Consider the following 17394-nt stretch of genomic DNA (forward strand, 5'->3'; position numbering starts at 1 on the left):
CATGAATGCCGCAGAGCCGCTGTCGTCCAGGATCACCACCCCTTCCCGACCGCCCCGGCTGTATTACGTTCATCCGCTGATGTTTTCCGATGGCGGCGCCTGGGAGGCCCTGTTCCGGCACGCGAGCAGCCTCGGTTTCGACACGGTTTTGACCGCCCCGCTTTTTGCGCGCGCCGCCGGCGGCAGTGTCTTCGTGGCGCGCGACGCCACCCGTATCGATCCCGCCTACGGCCTCGGCGAGGAGCTTGAGCCGGGACTGAAACGTCTCTCAGAGCTTGCCGCCGCCCACGGGTTGCGCCTCATGATGGATCTCGTGATTGACCGCGAAGCGGCAGATGACACCGATCCTTCGCCCGTACTGGCCGATCCCCGCCTCTCCCCCAATGATCGGGGCAGCCGGTTGCCAGGGCAAACGGACGTCGACGCGGCACACCGTCTGGAAGAGAGCTGGCGTGCCCGTGTGGAGAGGATGGCGCGTGCCGGGATATCCGGCTTCCGGTGCCTTGGCCTCGACCGCGTACCGCAAGACACCTGGCGCCGGTTGATCGAGGCAGGCCGCGCCGCCGATCCCTCGACCGCCTTCCTCGCCTGGACGCCCGGCACCAGTTTCGAGCTGCGCCGGACCCTGCCCGGTCTCGGTTTCGACGGCTGTTTTTCCTCGCTGGCCTGGTGGGACCTGGAAAGCCGCTGGTTCATCGAAGAATACGAGATCCAGAGACGCTTTGCCTGGCAGATCGCCTTTCCCGAAGCGCCTTTCGGACGGCGTTTGGCGCATGGCATGGAGAGCACCGAAATCCGCTTGCGGCGGGCACACCAGGCGCTGCAACTCGCCGCAACGCTCGGCCAGGGTCTGATGGTGCCGATGGGTTTTGAATATGGAGCGACGTCGCCGCTCGACCCCACCTTTGGTGATGGCGAGGGGCTTCGGGGCCTCGCCGAGCGCCAGACCTATGACCTTTCGGCGGATATCCGCGCCACCAATGAGCGGCTCGACCGGTCAGACGACCGTTTTTCCCAGAAGCCGCTGCGCCTCATTTCCAGCACGCAGAGCCCGGCGCTTGCCCTGTTGCAGGCCGACAGCGAGGATACGCGGACGGCCGGCGGCGTGCGCCTCGTCGTCGTCAACCGCGACCTGCGCCGCACAGCCCCGGCACCGCTGAATGCGCTGCGCGAAGCGGCCTCCGCATTCCTGCCGCTGAAGCCCATCGATCAGCCCGAGGCCGACGCCATTCCGTCCGCGCTTCGCCTTCAGCCGGGAGAACTTCGCCTTCTGGAAGGCAGTGCCTCGCCGGCAATCCGCGACGCGGTTCCGGCGCAGGATGTGATGGAGGCCGCCGCCTCCCCTCGCCTTGCCATCGAGGCCATTACGCCTTCGGTGGATGACGGTCGTTTTCCGGTAAAAAGGATCGTCGGCGAGACGGTAACCGTGGAGGCGGATCTCTTCGGCGACGGGCACGACCCGATTTCCGCCGCCCTCGTCTTCCGCGCCGCCGACGAAACGGACTGGACCGAGGTCCCGATGCGCCTCGTCGAAAACGATCGCTGGCGAGCGGACTTCACCCCGCGCCGCATGGGCCGCTACGAGTTCGCCGTGGAGACCTGGCGCAATCCCTTCCAGATCTTCCGCTACGAGCTTTCCAAGAAACACGAGGCACGTCTCGACCTGGCGCTGGAGCTTCAGGAGGGATTGAACCTGATCCGTGCGACGCTCGACGGGACTTCTGGAGAAACGGCAGCGGCGCTGGAGGACCTTCTGACCCGGCTGGAGCAGGCGCCGGAGGCGGAGCGTATCGCGCTTCTGCTGTCGCCGGAAACCTATGCCTTGATGGCAAAGGCAGACCGGCGCCCGCACCGGGTGCGCTCCAAAGCCATCCCGCTTGATGCCGAGCGGCGGGAGGCGGCTTTCGCCAGCTGGTACCAGATCTTTCCGCGCTCGCAGAGCGGCGATCCGAACCGCCACGGCACCTTCGACGACGTCATCAAACGGCTTCCCGCCATCCGCGAGATGGGTTTCGACGTTCTTTATTTTCCGCCGATCCACCCGATCGGCAAGACGAACCGCAAGGGCCGCAACAATTCCCTGACGGCCGGGCCGAACGATCCGGGCAGCCCCTACGGCATCGGTTCGGAGGACGGCGGCCATGACGCGATCCATCCCGAACTTGGAACTTTCGAGGATTTCCGCCGGCTGGTGGACGCCGCCAAAGAGCACGGGCTGGAGATCGCGCTCGACCTCGCCATTCAGGCCTCGCCCGATCATCCCTGGCTGAAGGAGCATCCCGGCTGGTTCGACTGGCGGCCGGACGGCACCGTGCGATATGCCGAAAACCCGCCGAAGAAATACGAGGACATCGTCAATGTCGATTTCTATGCCAGGGATGCTGTGCCCTCGCTCTGGGCAGAACTGCGCGACGTGGTGCAGAAATGGGTCGACAACGGGGTTAAGCTCTTCCGCGTCGATAATCCCCACACCAAACCCCTGCCCTTCTGGGAATGGCTGATCGCCGATATCCGCAACCGCCATCCGGAGGTGGTATTCCTCTCGGAAGCCTTCACCCGGCCGAAGGTCATGTACCGCCTCGCCAAGGTCGGTTTCTCGCAGTCCTACACCTACTTCACCTGGCGCAACACCAAGTGGGAGCTGGAAACCTATATGCGCGAGATCACCACAGAGGCGCCAAAGGATTTCTTCCGGCCGCACTTCTTCGTCAACACGCACGACATCAACCCGGACTTTTTGCAGAACGCGCCGCGCTCGGCCTATCTCATCCGTGCAGCACTCGCCGCCACGCTCTCCGGCCTCTGGGGCGTCTATAACGGTTTCGAGCTTTGCGAAGGCCGACCGGATGCCAAGCGCAAGGAGTATGCGGATTCGGAGAAATACGAGATCCGCGCCTGGGATTACGACCGTCCCGGCAACATCAAGGGCGAGATCGCCCTGCTGAACCGCATCCGCCGCGAAAACCCGGCGCTGCATTCGCATCTGGGCCTCACCCAGCTCATCGCCTGGAACGACAACATCATGTTCTACGAGAAGGCGAGCCCGGGCCGCGAGAACGTCCTGCTCGTCGGGGTGAGCCTCGATCCGCACGCCGCACAGGAGGCCGATGTCGAGATACCGCTCTGGTCATGGAACCTCCCGGACCATGGCGCGCTTAACCTGGAAGACCTCGTCACGGGCCAGACCTTCGTGGCGACGGGCAAGTGGCAGAGGCTGAGGCTTCAGCCGCACCTGCCCTTTTCCATCTGGCGCGTGCGGTAACGGGAGGAGACAAGAATGAATATGATGCAGAGCGCACCGACGCAGCAGACCGACCAGAACTTGCTCTGGTACAAGGATTCGATCATCTATCAGCTGCACGTCAAATCCTTCTATGACAGCAACGGCGACGGGATCGGCGATTTTGCCGGGCTGACGGAAAAGATCGATCATATCGCCTCGCTCGGCGCGACCGCGATCTGGCTGCTGCCCTTCTTTCCCTCGCCACGCCGCGATGACGGTTACGATATTGCCGATTACGGCAATGTCTCCCCGGACTACGGCACGATGGAGGAGTTCCGCGCCTTCGTGGATGCGGCGCATGCCCGGGGCATCCGCGTCATCATCGAGCTTGTCATCAACCACACCTCCGATCAGCATCCCTGGTTCCAGCGGGCCCGCAACTCGCCGCCCGGATCGCCCGAGCGGGACTTTTATGTGTGGTCGGACACGGATCAGAAGTTTCCGGAAACCCGGATCATCTTTCTCGATACGGAAAAATCCAACTGGACCTGGGACCCGGTGGCCGGCGCCTATTATTGGCACCGCTTCTATTCCCACCAGCCGGACCTCAACTTCGACAATCCGCAGGTGCTGGATGAACTCCTGAACGTCATGCGCTTCTGGCTGGAGACCGGCATCGACGGTTTCCGCCTCGACGCGATCCCCTATCTCGTCGAGCGCGAAGGCACGATCAACGAGAACCTGCCCGAGACGCACGACATCCTGAAGAAGATCCGCGCAGCCCTCGACGCCACCCACCCGGGCAAGGTGCTTCTGGCCGAAGCCAACCAGTGGCCGGAGGATACGAGCGAATATTTTGGTGACGGCGATGAATGCAACATGGCCTTCCACTTCCCGCTGATGCCGCGCATGTACATGGCGATCGCCAAGGAGGACCGTTTTCCGATCACCGACATCATGCGCCAGACACCGGAGATCCCGGAAAACTGCCAGTGGGCGATCTTCCTGCGCAATCATGACGAACTGACGCTGGAAATGGTGACGGACGAGGAGCGCGATTATCTCTGGAGCATCTACGCGTCCGACCAGAGAGCGCGCATCAATCTCGGCATCCGCCGGCGTCTGGCGCCGCTGATGGAGCGCGACCGCCGCCGCGTCGAACTGATGAACGGCTTGCTGCTTTCCATGCCCGGCACACCCGTTCTCTATTACGGCGACGAGATCGGCATGGGCGACAATATCTATCTCGGCGACCGCGACGGGGTGCGAACCCCGATGCAATGGTCGCCGGATCGCAATGGCGGTTTCTCCCGCGCCGACCCAGCCCGTCTCGTTCTGCCGCCGGTCATGGATCCGCTCTATGGTTATGAGGCGCTGAATGTCGAGGCGCAGAGCGTCGATACGCATTCGCTGCTTAACTGGACGCGCCGCATGCTGGCGCTGCGTGGTCGCCATCCAGCCTTCGGCCGCGGTTCGCTACGCTTTCTCACACCTGGCAACCGAAAAATCCTCGCCTATCTGCGTGAATATGACGGCGAAACGATCATGTGTGTCGCGAACCTTTCCCGCCTGCCGCAGGCCGTCGAACTGGATCTGTCGGAATTCCAGGGTCGCGTCCCGATCGAACTCACCGGCATGTCGCCCTTCCCGCCGATCGGCCAGCTGACTTATCTTTTAACGCTGCCGCCCTTCTCCTTCTATTGGTTCCAGCTGGTGGCAGAGGCGGATGGTCCCGCCTGGCGTACCGAACCGCCGGAACAGCTGCCGGATCTCACCACGCTTGTCGTTCGCCGCGACCTGACGGAACTGGTCGACGAACCGCGGCTCTCCTCGGCGCTGTCGCGCGACGTGCTGCCGGCCTATCTCGCCAAACGCCGCTGGTTCGGCTCGAAAGGCGAGAAGCTGAAAAGCGCGCGGCTGGTGGCGGCAACGCCGATGGGTTTTACCCACAACATCATGCTGGGCGAACTGGAAGCCGAGCTGGAAGGCCACACCGAAACCTATCTTCTGCCGCTGACCCCGGTCTGGGACGAACAGCAGCCCTCCGCCCTTTCCCAGCAGCTGGCGCTCGCCCGCATCCGCCAGGGCCGCCGGGTGGGCTTTCTGACCGATGGATTTGCCGTGGAAGCTTTGGCGCGCGGCGTCATTCGCGGGCTTTGCGAACGGTCGGTCATTTCCGGCAGGGCCGGCACGCTCGAATTCCTCGGCAGCGATCATCTGGACTGCATGACGTTGAGCGACGAGATGGAAGTCCGCTGGCTTTCTGCCGAACAGTCGAACAGCTCGCTGATCATCGGTGACCTCGCGATGGTGAAGCTCATCCGCCACATTTTCTCCGGCGTGCATCCGGAAGTGGAAATGACCCGATATCTGACCAAGGTTGGGTACAAAAACACCGCACCGCTGCTCGGCGAAGTGGCGCGTATCGCACCCGACGGCACGCGTTTTACTCTCATCCTCGTGCAGGGCGCCATCCGCAACCAGGGCGACGCCTGGAACTGGATGCTCACCAACCTGCGCCGCGCGCTCGATGATATCGGACTGACACAGCCGGAAGACGAGGCCATCGACGACATGCTGCGCCCGCTCGTCACCATGGCCGGCATGATCGGAACGCGGCTCGGCGAACTGCATGCGGCGTTGGCCATCGACACTGACGACGAGGATTTTCGCCCGCTGCCGGCGAGGGCCGAGAATGTTGAACTGTGGCGGCTGAGTGCCGTCGGCCAGATCGAGAAGGCGTTGTCGATCCTTGAGGACGACAACGGCGAGTTCGATGCCGAGACGACCGCCATGGCGCAACCGCTTCTTGCCCGTCGCGACGAATTGCTGGGCCTTGCCGCCGAACTCGCAACGGCGGCCGAGGGCGCGATGATGATCCGCAATCACGGCGATTTCCACCTCGGCCAGATCCTCGTGGCGGAAGCCGATGCCTATATCATCGACTTCGAGGGCGAGCCCGCCCGCGACCTCTCCGAACGGCGTGCCAAGACGATCCCGCTGCGCGACGTGGCGGGTCTCCTAAGGTCGTTGAGCTATCTCGCCGCCACCGCGGATCTGGAAAACGAGGCTGTGACGGAGACGGAAAATCCGGACCGGACGGCACTGATCCGCCGTTTCACCGACCAGGCGGAACGGGCCTTCCTCGATGGGTATCTGGCGACCGTCGACCAGTCGGAGGCGCTCGCCGTCGATCCGGAACGCCGCCTTCGCATGCTCGACCTCTACCTCCTCGAAAAGGCCGCCTACGAGATCGGCTACGAGGCCAGAAACCGCCCGAAATGGTTGCCCATCCCGCTCGGCGGTTTTGCCGCCATCGTGGACCGGCTGACGGAGAAGACCGCATGAACATCGAACGCTCCGAACTGACGACCGGCCTCGACCGCGAGGCGCTCACCGCGCTGGTCGAAGGCCGTCACGGCGACCCGTTCTCGATCCTCGGCCCGCATCCGGTGCAGGGCGCAAGCATTATCCGCGCCTTCCTGCCCGGTGCCGAGGGGGTCGAGATCTTGAACCGCGACACCGGCCATGTGGACGCGAAGATGCATGCGATCCACCCCGGCGGCATCTTTGCCGCCGCGGTCGAAAGCGGCAGCCGTTATCGCCTGCGCATTCAGTGGCCGGACGCGGTGCAGGAGACGGAAGACCCCTATTCCTTCGATCTGTTGCTTGGTGACCTCGACCTGCACCTGATCGGCCAGGGCACACATTACGATCTCGGCCGCACGCTCGGTGCCCGCGCCATGGAGGTCGACGGAGTGTCGGGAGTGCGCTTCTCGGTCTGGGCGCCAAATGCCAGACGCGTTTCCGTCGTCGGAGATTTTAATGCCTGGGACGGACGCCGCAACCCGATGCGGCTTCGCCAGGCCTCCGGCGTCTGGGAACTCTTTGTGCCACGGCTGGGGCCGGGCGATCGCTACAAGTTCGAAATTGTCGACCGCAACGGCACCGTCCTGCCGCAGAAGGCCGATCCGGTGGCACGCGCCAGCGAGGCGGCGCCTGCCACCGCCTCCATCGTCGCCTCCAGCCAGCCCTTCCGCTGGACGGATGACGAATGGATGCGCGGAAGCACCGAACTCCGCTCCGGTGAAGGGCCGATATCCGTTTACGAAGTGCATCTCGGCTCGTGGCTCAGGATCGCCGAGGAAAACAATCGTTCGCTGGACTGGGTGGAACTCAGCCAGCGCCTGGTGCCCTATGCACAGAAGCTCGGTTTTACCCATATCGAACTGCTGCCGATCATGGAGCACCCCTTCGGCGGTTCCTGGGGTTACCAGCCGCTCGGCCTTTTTGCGCCGACCGGCCGTTACGGCACGCCGGAGGATTTTGCTTATTTCATCGACCGCTGCCATGCCGCCGGCATCGGCGTCATCCTCGATTGGGTGCCCGCGCATTTCCCGACCGATGTCTGGGGGCTGGCACGCTTCGATGGTACCGCACTCTACGAACACGAGGACCCGCGCGAGGGCTTCCACAAGGACTGGAACACGCTGATCTACAATCTCGGCCGCAACGAGGTGAAGGGTTTCCTGATTGCCTCCGCGCTCGAATGGCTCGAACATTTCCACATCGATGCGTTGCGCGTCGATGCGGTGGCCTCGATGCTCTACCGCGACTATTCGCGCGATGCCGGCGAATGGATACCGAACCAGTATGGCGGGCGCGAGAATCTCGAATCCGTGGAATTCTTCAAGCACCTGAACAGCATCATCCACCAGCGTTGCCCGCATGCCTTTACGGTGGCGGAGGAATCGACCGCCTGGCCGGGCGTCACCAAGCCTGTCGAAGAGGGCGGCCTCGGTTTCGATTTCAAGTGGAACATGGGCTGGATGCACGACACGCTGCACTACATGGAAAAGGAGCCGCTCTTTCGCCAGTATCACCACGGCATGATGACCTTCGGCATGGTCTATGCGTATTCCGAGCGTTTCATGCTGCCGCTGAGCCATGACGAGGTGGTGCATGGCAAGGGCTCGCTGGTCGGCAAGATGCCCGGCGATCACTGGCAGAAGATGGCAAACCTGCGCGCCTATTTCGGTTTCATGTGGGCCCATCCCGGCAAGAAGCTGATGTTCATGGGCGGCGAGATCGGCCAGATCACCGAATGGAACCATGATGGCTCCGTGCACTGGGACCTGCTCGACCGACCCGACCATGCCGGGCTTCAGCGTCTGATTTCCGACCTCAACCGGCTTTACGCCGCCGAACCCGCCCTGCAATACGGCGATCTGCACCCGGAGGGTTTCGAGTGGGTGATCGGTGACGATGCCGCCAATTCCGTCTTCGGCATGCTGCGCAAATCGGCCGACGGGAACGGTCTTGTTCTCGCCATCAGCAACCTCACCCCCGTCCCTCGCCCCGGCTACCGCGTCGGTATTCCCAAAGCCGGGTGCTGGCGGGAAATCCTCAACACCGATGCGGGCGTCTATGGCGGATCAAACCTCGGCAATGTCGAGGCCTGGAGCGAGGCCCAGCCGGCGCATGGGCACGAGCAGTCGATCCTGCTGACGCTCCCGCCTCTGGCAACGATCTACCTCAGATTTGACGCAGAGTGATGCCCAGCCTGTGCGGGGCGTCTAGACGTCCCGCATGCCTAATGCAGCTTAAACTCGCCGTTGACCTTGCGCCATTCATTGGGGCCGATCAGCCGTTTGTGCATGTAGCGGACGGAATGCAGGGCGCCATCGAGATTCTTTTCCCAGAAGCTCAGGAACTTTGTCATTTCCGGAAAATCAGGCGCCAGATCGTAATCCTGCCAGACATAGGTTTGCAGCACGGACTGAAAGTCCGGCATGCGATAGAAGATATGCGCCGTCGTCAGGCCGTAACCGTTCAGCTGAAGCTCGAAATCCGAAGAGGCTGCCATGCGGATGTCTCCTTTCTCCTTGCCACTGCATCTACCGACCATGCTTGCGCAAAAGACCGAATGTGACAAGATCAATGAAGATTTTTCTGATCAAATTCAGAGTGTTAGCAGCCAATAGGCGCGAGTGCTGATTTTTTCGCGCCCATCCTCTTGAAACGGAAAAATCGAAAAACCAGATGTTCTGCCGCCTGATGCCGGAGAGGGTCAGGCACCCGGCCGGGTTGGTCACCGGTCCGGCAGGGGAGATTTGTCCACGATTGTTTGTCCAGGAGGAAAACATGACGTTCAGACCGCTTCACGATCGCATCCTCGTCCGCCGCGTCTCGTCCGAAGAAAAGACCAAGGGCGGCATCATCATCCCAGACACCGCCAAGGAAAAGCCGCAGGAAGGCGAAGTCATCGCGGTTGGCCCCGGTGCGCGCAATGAGCAGGGCCAGATCGTCGCGCTCGACGTGAAGGTCGGCGACCGCATCCTGTTCGGCAAGTGGTCCGGCACCGAGATCAAGATCGACGGCGAGGATCTGCTGATCATGAAGGAAAGCGATGTCATGGGCGTGATCGAAGCCCAGGCGGAAGCCAAGAAGGCGGCTTAAAACCGACCGTCCTTCAAAAACCCAACAACACTCAGTCATCACAATGCTGCCTATTGAGGAGTAAGGAACATGGCTGCCAAGGAAGTCAAATTCCATACCGATGCCCGTGAACGCATGCTGCGCGGCGTCGATGTTCTGGCCAATGCGGTCAAGGTCACGCTCGGCCCGAAGGGGCGCAACGTCGTCATCGACAAGTCGTTTGGCGCACCGCGCATCACCAAGGATGGCGTGTCTGTTGCCAAGGAAATCGAGCTGGAAGACAAGTTCGAGAACATGGGCGCGCAGATGCTGCGCGAAGTGGCCTCCAAGACCAATGACCTGGCCGGTGACGGCACGACGACCGCAACCGTGCTCGCCCAGGCCATCGTCAAGGAAGGCGCCAAGGCGGTGGCCTCCGGCATGAACCCGATGGACCTGAAGCGCGGTATCGACCTTGCTGTCGACGCCGTGGTGGCCGATCTGAAGGCGAAGGCCAAAAAGATCACCAGCAATTCGGAAATCGCCCAGGTGGGCACGATTTCCGCCAATGGCGATACCGAGATCGGCCGTTATCTGGCCGAGGCCATGGAAAAGGTCGGCAATGAGGGTGTCATCACCGTTGAGGAAGCCAAGACCGCCGAGACCGAATTGGAAGTCGTCGAAGGCATGCAGTTCGACCGCGGTTATCTCTCTCCCTATTTCGTCACCAATCAGGACAAGATGCGCGTCGAACTCGACGATCCCTATATCCTGATCCACGAAAAGAAGCTGTCGAACCTGCAGGCCATGCTGCCGGTGCTGGAAGCTGTCGTGCAGTCCGGCAAGCCGCTTCTGATCATCGCGGAGGATGTCGAAGGCGAAGCGCTCGCCACCCTTGTCGTCAACAAGCTGCGCGGCGGCCTGAAGGTTGCCGCCGTCAAGGCACCGGGCTTCGGTGACCGCCGCAAGGCCATGCTGGAAGACATCGCGATCCTGACCGGCGGTACGGTGATCTCCGAGGATCTCGGCATCAAGCTGGAAAACGTGACACTCAACATGCTCGGCCGCTCCAAGAAGGTCTCGATCGAGAAGGAGAACACCACTATCATCGATGGTGCCGGTTCCAAGACCGAGATCAATGGCCGCGCCGCACAGATCCGTGCGCAGATCGAGGAAACCACCTCCGACTACGATCGCGAGAAGCTGCAGGAGCGGCTGGCAAAACTTGCCGGCGGCGTCGCGGTCATCCGTGTCGGCGGCTCGACCGAAGTCGAGGTGAAGGAAAAGAAGGATCGCGTGGACGATGCGCTGCATGCCACCCGTGCGGCCGTGGAGGAAGGCATTCTTCCGGGCGGCGGTGTGGCCCTGCTGCGCTCGGTTGCCGCCCTCGATGGCCTGAAGCCGGTCAACGAGGACCAGCGCGTTGGCATCGACATCATTCGCCGTGCCATCGAAGCCCCCGTGCGCCAGATCGCCGAAAATGCCGGCGCCGAGGGTTCGATCATCGTCGGCAAACTGCGTGAGAAAACCGATTTCTCCTACGGCTGGAACGCGCAGACCGGTGAATACGGCGATCTGTTCGGCCAGGGCGTCATCGATCCGGCCAAGGTCGTGCGCACCGCGCTGCAGGATGCCGCCTCCGTTGCCGGCCTGCTGATCACCACGGAAGCGATGATCGCTGAGAAGCCGAAGAAGGAAGCGGCTCCGGCCATGCCGGCCGGCGGCATGGACTTCTAATCGCCCTGACGCGTCGCGCCAGCATCTGGCCCGCTCCTCATCCGGGGCGGGCCTTTTCGTTTCGATCCTTCCGGCGGCGGATCCGGCCAGACGGCGGCAAAGGAGAAGCTGGAGACGAAGACCGGCCGCCCTTCCTCGTCCTTCACCATCAAAAAGACGGATGCGCGGTCGCGCCCGCGAAATTCGTCACGCGCCATATCCGCGAGGATACGTCCCGCCTCCTCGACGACCGCCTGCGGTGACGACAGTTCGACAATTGCCACATCCGTCGTCGCCACGACGTCGCTGCCCAGGCTGAAATGATAAAGGGCCATGCCAAGATCCTGATTTCAGATAGAAACTCCGGCTCGGCGCCATTGTTCCGTCCGTCGAGGGCGCCAGCCGCGGGACCTCGACGAGAAACAGGAACCACTGGTGCGTCAGGCGCGGCACTACGACAAGCCATTCATATGCCGTTATCTCAGGAAGTTTTTGATTCGCCTGTCTTTTGTTATGTCCCGAACGATGTTGGAAAAGCCGTTCGTCCCGCATCTGTACACTTGCAAGCTCTCATAGGGACCCCTAATACGCCTCCTCTTGGAAGGTGAAGTGCATGAATTTTGAGTCTCTCCTGAACAGCCAGGAACGCGGGGCGAATGCCCGTATCCTCGGCCTGTCAGCCGCCGATAACCCCTATGCTGATTCGGCGCCGGACTGTCGTCATGAGGAAGACCGTAACGCCCTGTACGAAGCCTGGGCATTCGGCTGGGCAATCGAGGACACGGTGCGCCAGATCGATACGGGTATTTACGGTTTCCTAAGGGTAGAGGCAGCTTTGGCGGGGCTTCGCGCGCCTCAGACTTGAGGAAACGCAAAGGGAACCGTTAGTTGGGCGCAGCCGGCATGATGCCGGTTAGGGGCTCGCGGACCCCCTGCTCGCAAGAGTTGGTGAGCCCCGTCCAAACACAGGACGCCCGCGGAACACAGCGTTCTTTGCCAAGACCTGGCGCCCACATCACGATCGGGCGCCAAGCTTTCCAGAGCCGCAACAGGCGGCTTTCTCCAATCAGCCCGACACGCCTGGACCACGGCCGATGACCGCGAAACGCGTCTATAGCGCCCGCACAGGGCCGTGAGCCCCTCTCCGCATCCCCTCCCGCGTCTTTCCCGTCACCGGCCGTCGTTCGCCGTATCGGATGGCCGCCGACGTCTTCCCCAAACGAAAAACCCCCGGCATTGCTGCCAGGGGTTCTTTCAATCTGTGTCTTGCGACGAAGATTATTCGGCGTCGCCTTCGGCGGCCTTCTTCTTCGGAGCAGCCTTCTTCTTCGGCGCTGCGGCTTCTTCGCCTTCAGCAGCTTCGGCGGCGTCAGCCTTGGCGGCCTTCTTCTTCGGAGCGGCCTTCTTCTTGTCCGACTTCACAGCGCCTTCAGCACCGTCTTCGTCGTCAGCCAGAAGCTCTTCCTTCGAAACGGTCTTGTCCGTCACGTCGATTTCGGTGAGCAGCTTGTCGATGACCTTCTCTTCGAAGATCGGTGCACGCAGCGAAGCGGCGGCGCCCGGCGTGTTGCGGAAGAAATCCAGGATTTCCTTCTGCTGGCCCGGGAACTGCTGCAGCTGGGCGTAAAGCGCGCGCTGCATTTCTTCTTCGGTCACTTCGACGCCGCCCTTCTCACCGATTTCGGAGAGAACGAGGCCGAGGCGGACGCGGCGTTCGGCCAGCTTGCGATATTCTTCGCGGGCTTCCTCTTCCGTCGTGTCTTCGTCGGCGAAGGTCTTGCCGGACTGCTGCAGATCGGTGTTGATCTGGCGCCAGATGTTGTCGAATTCGGCGTCAACGAGACCGGCCGGGGTTTCGAACTTGTACATCTCGTCCAGCTGGTCGAGGATCTGACGCTTGACCTTCTGGCGGGTGACGTTGCCGTACTGGCCCTGGATCTGATCGCGAACGATTTCCTTCAGCTTGTCGAGCGACTCGATGCCAAGCTTGGACGCAAGTTCGTCGTTGAGTTCGGTTTCGGCCGGGGCAGCAACTTCCTTGACGGTGATGTCGAAGGTGGCTTCCTTGCCGGCAAGGTTCGCAGCCGGATATTCCGACGGGAAGGTGACGGTGATGACCTTCTCATCGCCAGCCTTGACGCCGACGAGCTGGTCTTCGAAGCCCGGGATGAAGCGGTTGGAACCGATGACCAGATCGGCATCTTCGGCAGCGCCGCCATCGAAGGCAACGCCATCGACCTTGCCGAGGTAGTTCATCGTGACGCGGTCGCCGGTTGCGGCAGCGCCGTCCTTGGCTTCGTAAGCGCGGGCGCTTTCGGCGATCTTGAGGATCTGCTCGTTGACTTCGTCTTCCGAGACTTCAACGACCTCACGGGTCACCTTGATGCCGGAGGTCGGCTGCAGCTCGATCGGCGGGATGACTTCGTAGGAGAGGGTGAACTCGAAGTCGGCCTGTGCGGAGAGGATCTTCTCGGCTTCGGCTTCGTCTTCGGTCATCGAGATCGACGGCTGGGTGGCCGACTTTTCGCCACGCTCGGACAGGATCGCGCTCGGACGGTCACGAACGATTTCGTTGACGAGTTCGGCCATGATCGACTTGCCGTACATCTTCTTCAGATGACCAACCGGCACCTTGCCCGGACGGAAACCGTTGATGCGCACCTTGTCCTTGGCTTCCGCCAGGCGCTCATTCATGCGCTGTTCCATGTCCTTGGCCGGGATTACGACCTTGATTTCGCGCTTCAGCCCTTCAGCGAGCGTTTCGATAACCTGCATTGTCATACCTTCATATCATGCGGCGGTGCTCAGACAGCCGTGGTTTCCATGAGCACGACGCCGGAACCTGTCGCCGGTCGTGGCTTCGATGCAATCTCGTTTGCGCTGGGGCGAGAGGCCGCCAGCCGGATCAGACCTGCGGCAGAAGCTGCCGCGGAACTGGTGCGGGTAGAGAGACTTGAACTCCCACGCCTTGCGGCACCAGAACCTAAATCTGGCGTGTCTACCAATTTCACCATACCCGCGCCCCAAAGCCGCGTCGAAAAACACCTCGCGCAGAGGCCTCCCGGAGCGCGCGTCTCTATAACAACCGTTTTTTCCCCACGCAAAGAAAAAATGACAGTTCTCGCCCCTATCGTCCTCGGAGCGGCGGTTTTTACGGTTTTCCAAGTTCAGCGTCGCATCATGACGCAAATCGGCACTATTTACCACTTTCTAATAGACTTGTCGTAGCCTCGTTCCATGCCGTTTTCGAGCCATGCGTTTTTCGTATAGCTCACATGTTTTTATCGCACTGCACAAATCGGCAGCTGCGCGTATGATGGCGACAACAGCGGACGACAGTCTGCTTCACATATTCGAGGCACCGCATCTCCTCCTCCCAGCGGACCTCGATTGGACTGGCGACCCTCCTCCTCCCAATCGCCAGCCACCCCAAATGACGCTCACCGGACCTCCTCCCCCGGTGAGCGTTATTGTTTTTGGGCCATGCCTCATCACCGCAATCACCCGACACCGCCGAGGTGGCCGCCATGCGCGCGGACCATACGCATCCCACCTCACCCCACTTCGACCGCCGCTCAATTTTTCGCCACACGGGTTAACAAGCATCAACCAGCGATGCACAGAGCGCATGGGTGACATACGGGATGGGCGCTGTTCATTTGCGCAGTGCAGCATATATTAGACCTCAAGAGATCGAGAGACGGAAACGCTCCGCTCCGACGACACCAAAGAGGAAGATGACCATGAACATCGCACGCTCGCTGAACAACTGGCGCAAGTATCGTCAGACCGTAACCGAACTCGGCCGCATGTCGGACCGCGAACTGAACGACCTCGGCATCGGCCGTGGCGACATCCGTCGCGTTGCCCGCACTGCCGTCGGCTTCTGATCAAGCCGACCCGCCGCGGCACAACCGCCGCCCGGCCAAAACGCCTCCCAATCGGGGGGCGTTTTTTTGTGCACGTTTTCCGGCTGCGCACGCCTGCAGCAGCCCAGTTTGTGGCCACAGATGCTTTTTTCGGCATCACATTGCACATTTGCATAGCAGCACTCTGCCTTTTGCAGTGCACAACCTTGATGAGCTGGGCTATAAGAGTGCATCACAACCGATCAGATGTCGGTTGGCAAACAAGTTCGAGGAAACACCCAATGAACCCGATTCGTCTCGCAAAGAGCTGGATCAGCTATCGCCGCACGATGAACGAGCTGAGCAGCCTTTCCAACCAGGCCCTCAGCGACATCGGCCTGACCCGTTACGACATCCGTAACATCGCATCCCGCTCCTTCCGCTAAGGACAGGAGAGCGGCGTCTCCCACGGGATGATCGCCGCAGACCGACCAAAAGCATGCATGCAGCCCCCAGGCTTGGCCTTCGGGGGCTTTTTGCTGTCCGGCATCCACCAAGAAGAGCCGGAGGCAGTGGCCCTGAGGTGAAAACAACAAACCCGCCGGACCGGCGGGCTTATCCTCGTGATCTGTCCTGGAATTGGTTCCGGCGCTCAGCCGTCGATTGGCGTGCGGGCCACGAGCGTCAACGTGTGGTCCGGTTTCACGCGGTAGGTTTCCGCCACCCGCTCGCCGTGCACGACATCCACCTGCGACACGGTATCGCCCACCGAATGGATACTCAGTCGGCCTTCGCTGGCATGCGAAAGTTCCGTGGCGAATGCGATGGTTCCGGCACCCAGAAGAGCCACAAGGGCAAGAGCTGCAACTCGTTTCATCTCAGAAACTCCTTTTCGACAGGCGGGCAGCAAGCGGACCATCCGAGACAACCGGACGTCGGCCGATCCGAAGATCGCGCCGTCGAGCGGCAACTGTTCCTGCTGCCATGCACAATGATATGGGCAGCAGAAAATGGCGCATCAACGGCCAGATTGCCCCGTGGATGCTCACTTTTCCGCGACTGCGAAAGGATAGCCCTCGCCAAAAGAGAACCGGGATCAGTGCGCGAAGGGATCAGCCAGCGCCTGTTGCATGGCGGCGCGGTATTCCGCAATCAGTCGCTCGCAGAGCTCAGCCGCAGCGGGGATGTCGTCGATCGCCGAGACACCCTGCCCGGCTGACCAGACATTTTTCCAGGCTTTTGCCTCGTTCGCCATGTCCATCGGGCCATGCGAGACGAGATTGGCGGGATCGAGCCCGGCCGCGACGATGCTCTGGCGCAGGAAATTGGCATTCACGCCGGAAATGGCGTCGGTGTAGATGATGTCGCCGGCTTTCGCCTCCATCGTCATCCGCTTCTGCTCGTCGCTGACCAGGGATTCCTTGGTGACGAGGAAGCGCGTGCCGAGATAGGCAAGATCGGCGCCCATCATCCGGGCGGCGGCAATCTGGGCCCCATTGCTCATCGCACCGGAGAGCAGGATGGTGCCGGCAAAGAAGGAACGGATTTCGGGGATGAGCGCAAAGGGGCTGAGTGTGCCCGCATGGCCACCGGCGCCGGCACAGACCGCGATGATACCGTCGACACCCGCCTCGGCTGCCTTTTCCGCGTGGCGACGACTGATGACATCGTGAAAGACGAGCCCACCATAAGAATGCACCGCCTTCACCACATCCGGCACGGCACCGAGCGAGGTGATGACAAGCGGCACCTTGTTGTCGACCACCGCCTTCAGATCCGCCTCGATGCGCGGATTGGAACGATGCACGATGAGATTGACGCCATAGGGCGCGGCATTGGCGTGGGCACTCAGGCGCTCGTGGATTTCGGCGAGCCAATCTACAAAACCCTGCGTGGTCCGCTGGTTGAGTGCCGGAAACGTGCCGACGATACCGGAGCGGCAGGTTTCGACCACCAGATCGGGGCCGGAGGCGAGAAACATCGGTGCGGCAACGGCAGGCAGACGCAGGTTTGAAAAGCGCGACGGCAACGGCATGAGATCCTCCCCAGGATGATGATGAGCGCTCGCAAAAACGCCCGGCCTCGTGGGTTCGGTTATAAACCGCAGTTTACGTAAACGGCAAGTCTTCCGGTGTTGCGGCAGGCGAGACGGAAACAAAAAGGCGCGACCTCGATCAAGGCCGCGCCTGC

The 17394-nt window shown here is 61.7% G+C and carries 13 protein-coding genes and 1 tRNA gene; 8 read left to right on the forward strand and 6 right to left on the reverse strand.

What is annotated here, in order from left to right; genetic code table 11:
* Position 1 precedes the first annotated feature (1 nt).
* Genes OU993_RS27285 through glgB form a run of 3 tightly spaced genes read left to right on the forward strand, consistent with a single transcriptional unit; the run spans position 2 to position 8778 of the window.
* On the forward strand, positions 2-3262 hold the full coding sequence (locus OU993_RS27285; protein ID WP_268162238.1) for a maltotransferase domain-containing protein: 3261 nt from the start codon (positions 2-4) through the stop codon (positions 3260-3262).
* Positions 3263-3286: 24 nt separating this feature from the next.
* On the forward strand, positions 3287-6571 hold the full coding sequence (gene treS, locus OU993_RS27290) for a maltose alpha-D-glucosyltransferase (RefSeq protein WP_268162559.1): 3285 nt from the start codon (positions 3287-3289) through the stop codon (positions 6569-6571).
* A complete protein-coding gene (gene glgB, locus OU993_RS27295; RefSeq protein ID WP_268162239.1) occupies positions 6568-8778 on the forward strand; it encodes a 1,4-alpha-glucan branching protein GlgB in 2211 nt (736 codons plus the stop codon). The genes treS and glgB overlap by 4 nt, the downstream gene beginning before the upstream one ends.
* Before the next feature lie 38 nt (positions 8779-8816).
* Here the strand turns inward: glgB and OU993_RS27300 are convergent, their stop codons facing one another.
* A complete protein-coding gene (locus tag OU993_RS27300; RefSeq protein ID WP_268162240.1) occupies positions 8817-9089 on the reverse strand; it encodes an usg protein in 273 nt (90 codons plus the stop codon).
* 278 nt (positions 9090-9367) lie between these two features.
* Here OU993_RS27300 and groES point away from each other — a divergent pair, with 278 nt between their 5' ends.
* Complete coding sequence (gene groES, locus OU993_RS27305) at positions 9368-9682, forward strand: co-chaperone GroES (protein WP_268162241.1); 315 nt, start codon at positions 9368-9370, stop codon at positions 9680-9682.
* A 69-nt stretch (positions 9683-9751) separates the two neighbouring features.
* Positions 9752-11377: a chaperonin GroEL gene (gene groL, locus OU993_RS27310; RefSeq protein WP_268162242.1), complete on the forward strand. Its 1626-nt coding sequence runs from the start codon at positions 9752-9754 to the stop codon at positions 11375-11377.
* Here the strand turns inward: groL and OU993_RS27315 are convergent.
* Complete coding sequence (locus tag OU993_RS27315) at positions 11374-11691, reverse strand: DUF6894 family protein (protein WP_268162243.1); 318 nt, start codon at positions 11689-11691, stop codon at positions 11374-11376. The two genes, groL and OU993_RS27315, sit on opposite strands and share 4 nt — an antisense overlap.
* 278 nt (positions 11692-11969) lie before the next feature.
* On the opposite strand from OU993_RS27315, the gene OU993_RS27320 reads away from it, so the two are divergent.
* On the forward strand, positions 11970-12221 hold the full coding sequence (locus OU993_RS27320) for a CrpP-related protein (protein WP_268162244.1): 252 nt from the start codon (positions 11970-11972) through the stop codon (positions 12219-12221).
* Between the two features lie 413 nt (positions 12222-12634).
* On the opposite strand, the gene tig is transcribed toward OU993_RS27320, so the two are convergent.
* Both tig and OU993_RS27330 read right to left on the reverse strand, forming a co-directional pair.
* Positions 12635-14131, reverse strand: a complete 1497-nt coding sequence (gene tig, locus OU993_RS27325; protein WP_268162561.1) for a trigger factor — start codon at positions 14129-14131, stop codon at positions 12635-12637.
* Positions 14132-14291: 160 nt separating this feature from the next.
* Positions 14292-14376: transfer RNA gene (locus OU993_RS27330), tRNA-Leu, on the reverse strand.
* A gap of 723 nt (positions 14377-15099) precedes the next feature.
* Between OU993_RS27330 and OU993_RS27335 the strand changes: the two genes are divergently transcribed.
* Together OU993_RS27335 and OU993_RS27340 are read left to right on the forward strand one after the other, a co-directional pair.
* Positions 15100-15246 (forward strand): DUF1127 domain-containing protein, encoded by a 147-nt coding sequence (locus OU993_RS27335; protein WP_268162245.1) that lies wholly within the window; start codon positions 15100-15102, stop codon positions 15244-15246.
* Between the two features lie 260 nt (positions 15247-15506).
* Positions 15507-15650, forward strand: coding sequence for a DUF1127 domain-containing protein (locus OU993_RS27340; protein ID WP_165218874.1), 144 nt, complete (start codon positions 15507-15509; stop codon positions 15648-15650).
* 206 nt (positions 15651-15856) lie between these two features.
* Here the strand turns inward: OU993_RS27340 and OU993_RS27345 are convergent, their stop codons facing one another.
* Both OU993_RS27345 and OU993_RS27350 read right to left on the reverse strand, forming a co-directional pair.
* The gene (locus tag OU993_RS27345) at positions 15857-16081 is read right to left on the reverse strand and encodes a hypothetical protein (RefSeq protein WP_268162248.1); all 225 of its coding nucleotides are present in this window, start codon (positions 16079-16081) and stop codon (positions 15857-15859) included.
* A gap of 219 nt (positions 16082-16300) precedes the next feature.
* Complete coding sequence (locus OU993_RS27350) at positions 16301-17239, reverse strand: NAD(P)H-dependent flavin oxidoreductase (RefSeq protein ID WP_268162249.1); 939 nt, start codon at positions 17237-17239, stop codon at positions 16301-16303.
* Between the last annotated feature and the right edge of the window lie 155 nt (positions 17240-17394).

Origin of the sequence: Rhizobium sp. SL86 (assembly GCF_026672545.1) — a bacterium.
Lineage (GTDB): Bacteria > Pseudomonadota > Alphaproteobacteria > Rhizobiales > Rhizobiaceae > Neorhizobium.

Coding starts and splice junctions, on each gene's coding strand:
- OU993_RS27315 (WP_268162243.1), bottom strand. CDS start 11,691: ATGGCCCTTTATCATTTCAGCCTGGGCAGCGACGTCGTGGCGACGACG.
- OU993_RS27335 (WP_268162245.1), top strand. CDS start 15,100: ATGAACATCGCACGCTCGCTGAACAACTGGCGCAAGTATCGTCAGACC.
- tig (WP_268162561.1), bottom strand. CDS start 14,131: ATGCAGGTTATCGAAACGCTCGCTGAAGGGCTGAAGCGCGAAATCAAG.
- groES (WP_268162241.1), top strand. CDS start 9,368: ATGACGTTCAGACCGCTTCACGATCGCATCCTCGTCCGCCGCGTCTCG.
- OU993_RS27350 (WP_268162249.1), bottom strand. CDS start 17,239: ATGCCGTTGCCGTCGCGCTTTTCAAACCTGCGTCTGCCTGCCGTTGCC.
- OU993_RS27285 (WP_268162238.1), top strand. CDS start 2: ATGAATGCCGCAGAGCCGCTGTCGTCCAGGATCACCACCCCTTCCCGA.
- OU993_RS27320 (WP_268162244.1), top strand. CDS start 11,970: ATGAATTTTGAGTCTCTCCTGAACAGCCAGGAACGCGGGGCGAATGCC.
- OU993_RS27340 (WP_165218874.1), top strand. CDS start 15,507: ATGAACCCGATTCGTCTCGCAAAGAGCTGGATCAGCTATCGCCGCACG.
- OU993_RS27345 (WP_268162248.1), bottom strand. CDS start 16,081: ATGAAACGAGTTGCAGCTCTTGCCCTTGTGGCTCTTCTGGGTGCCGGA.
- groL (WP_268162242.1), top strand. CDS start 9,752: ATGGCTGCCAAGGAAGTCAAATTCCATACCGATGCCCGTGAACGCATG.
- treS (WP_268162559.1), top strand. CDS start 3,287: ATGCAGAGCGCACCGACGCAGCAGACCGACCAGAACTTGCTCTGGTAC.
- glgB (WP_268162239.1), top strand. CDS start 6,568: ATGAACATCGAACGCTCCGAACTGACGACCGGCCTCGACCGCGAGGCG.
- OU993_RS27300 (WP_268162240.1), bottom strand. CDS start 9,089: ATGGCAGCCTCTTCGGATTTCGAGCTTCAGCTGAACGGTTACGGCCTG.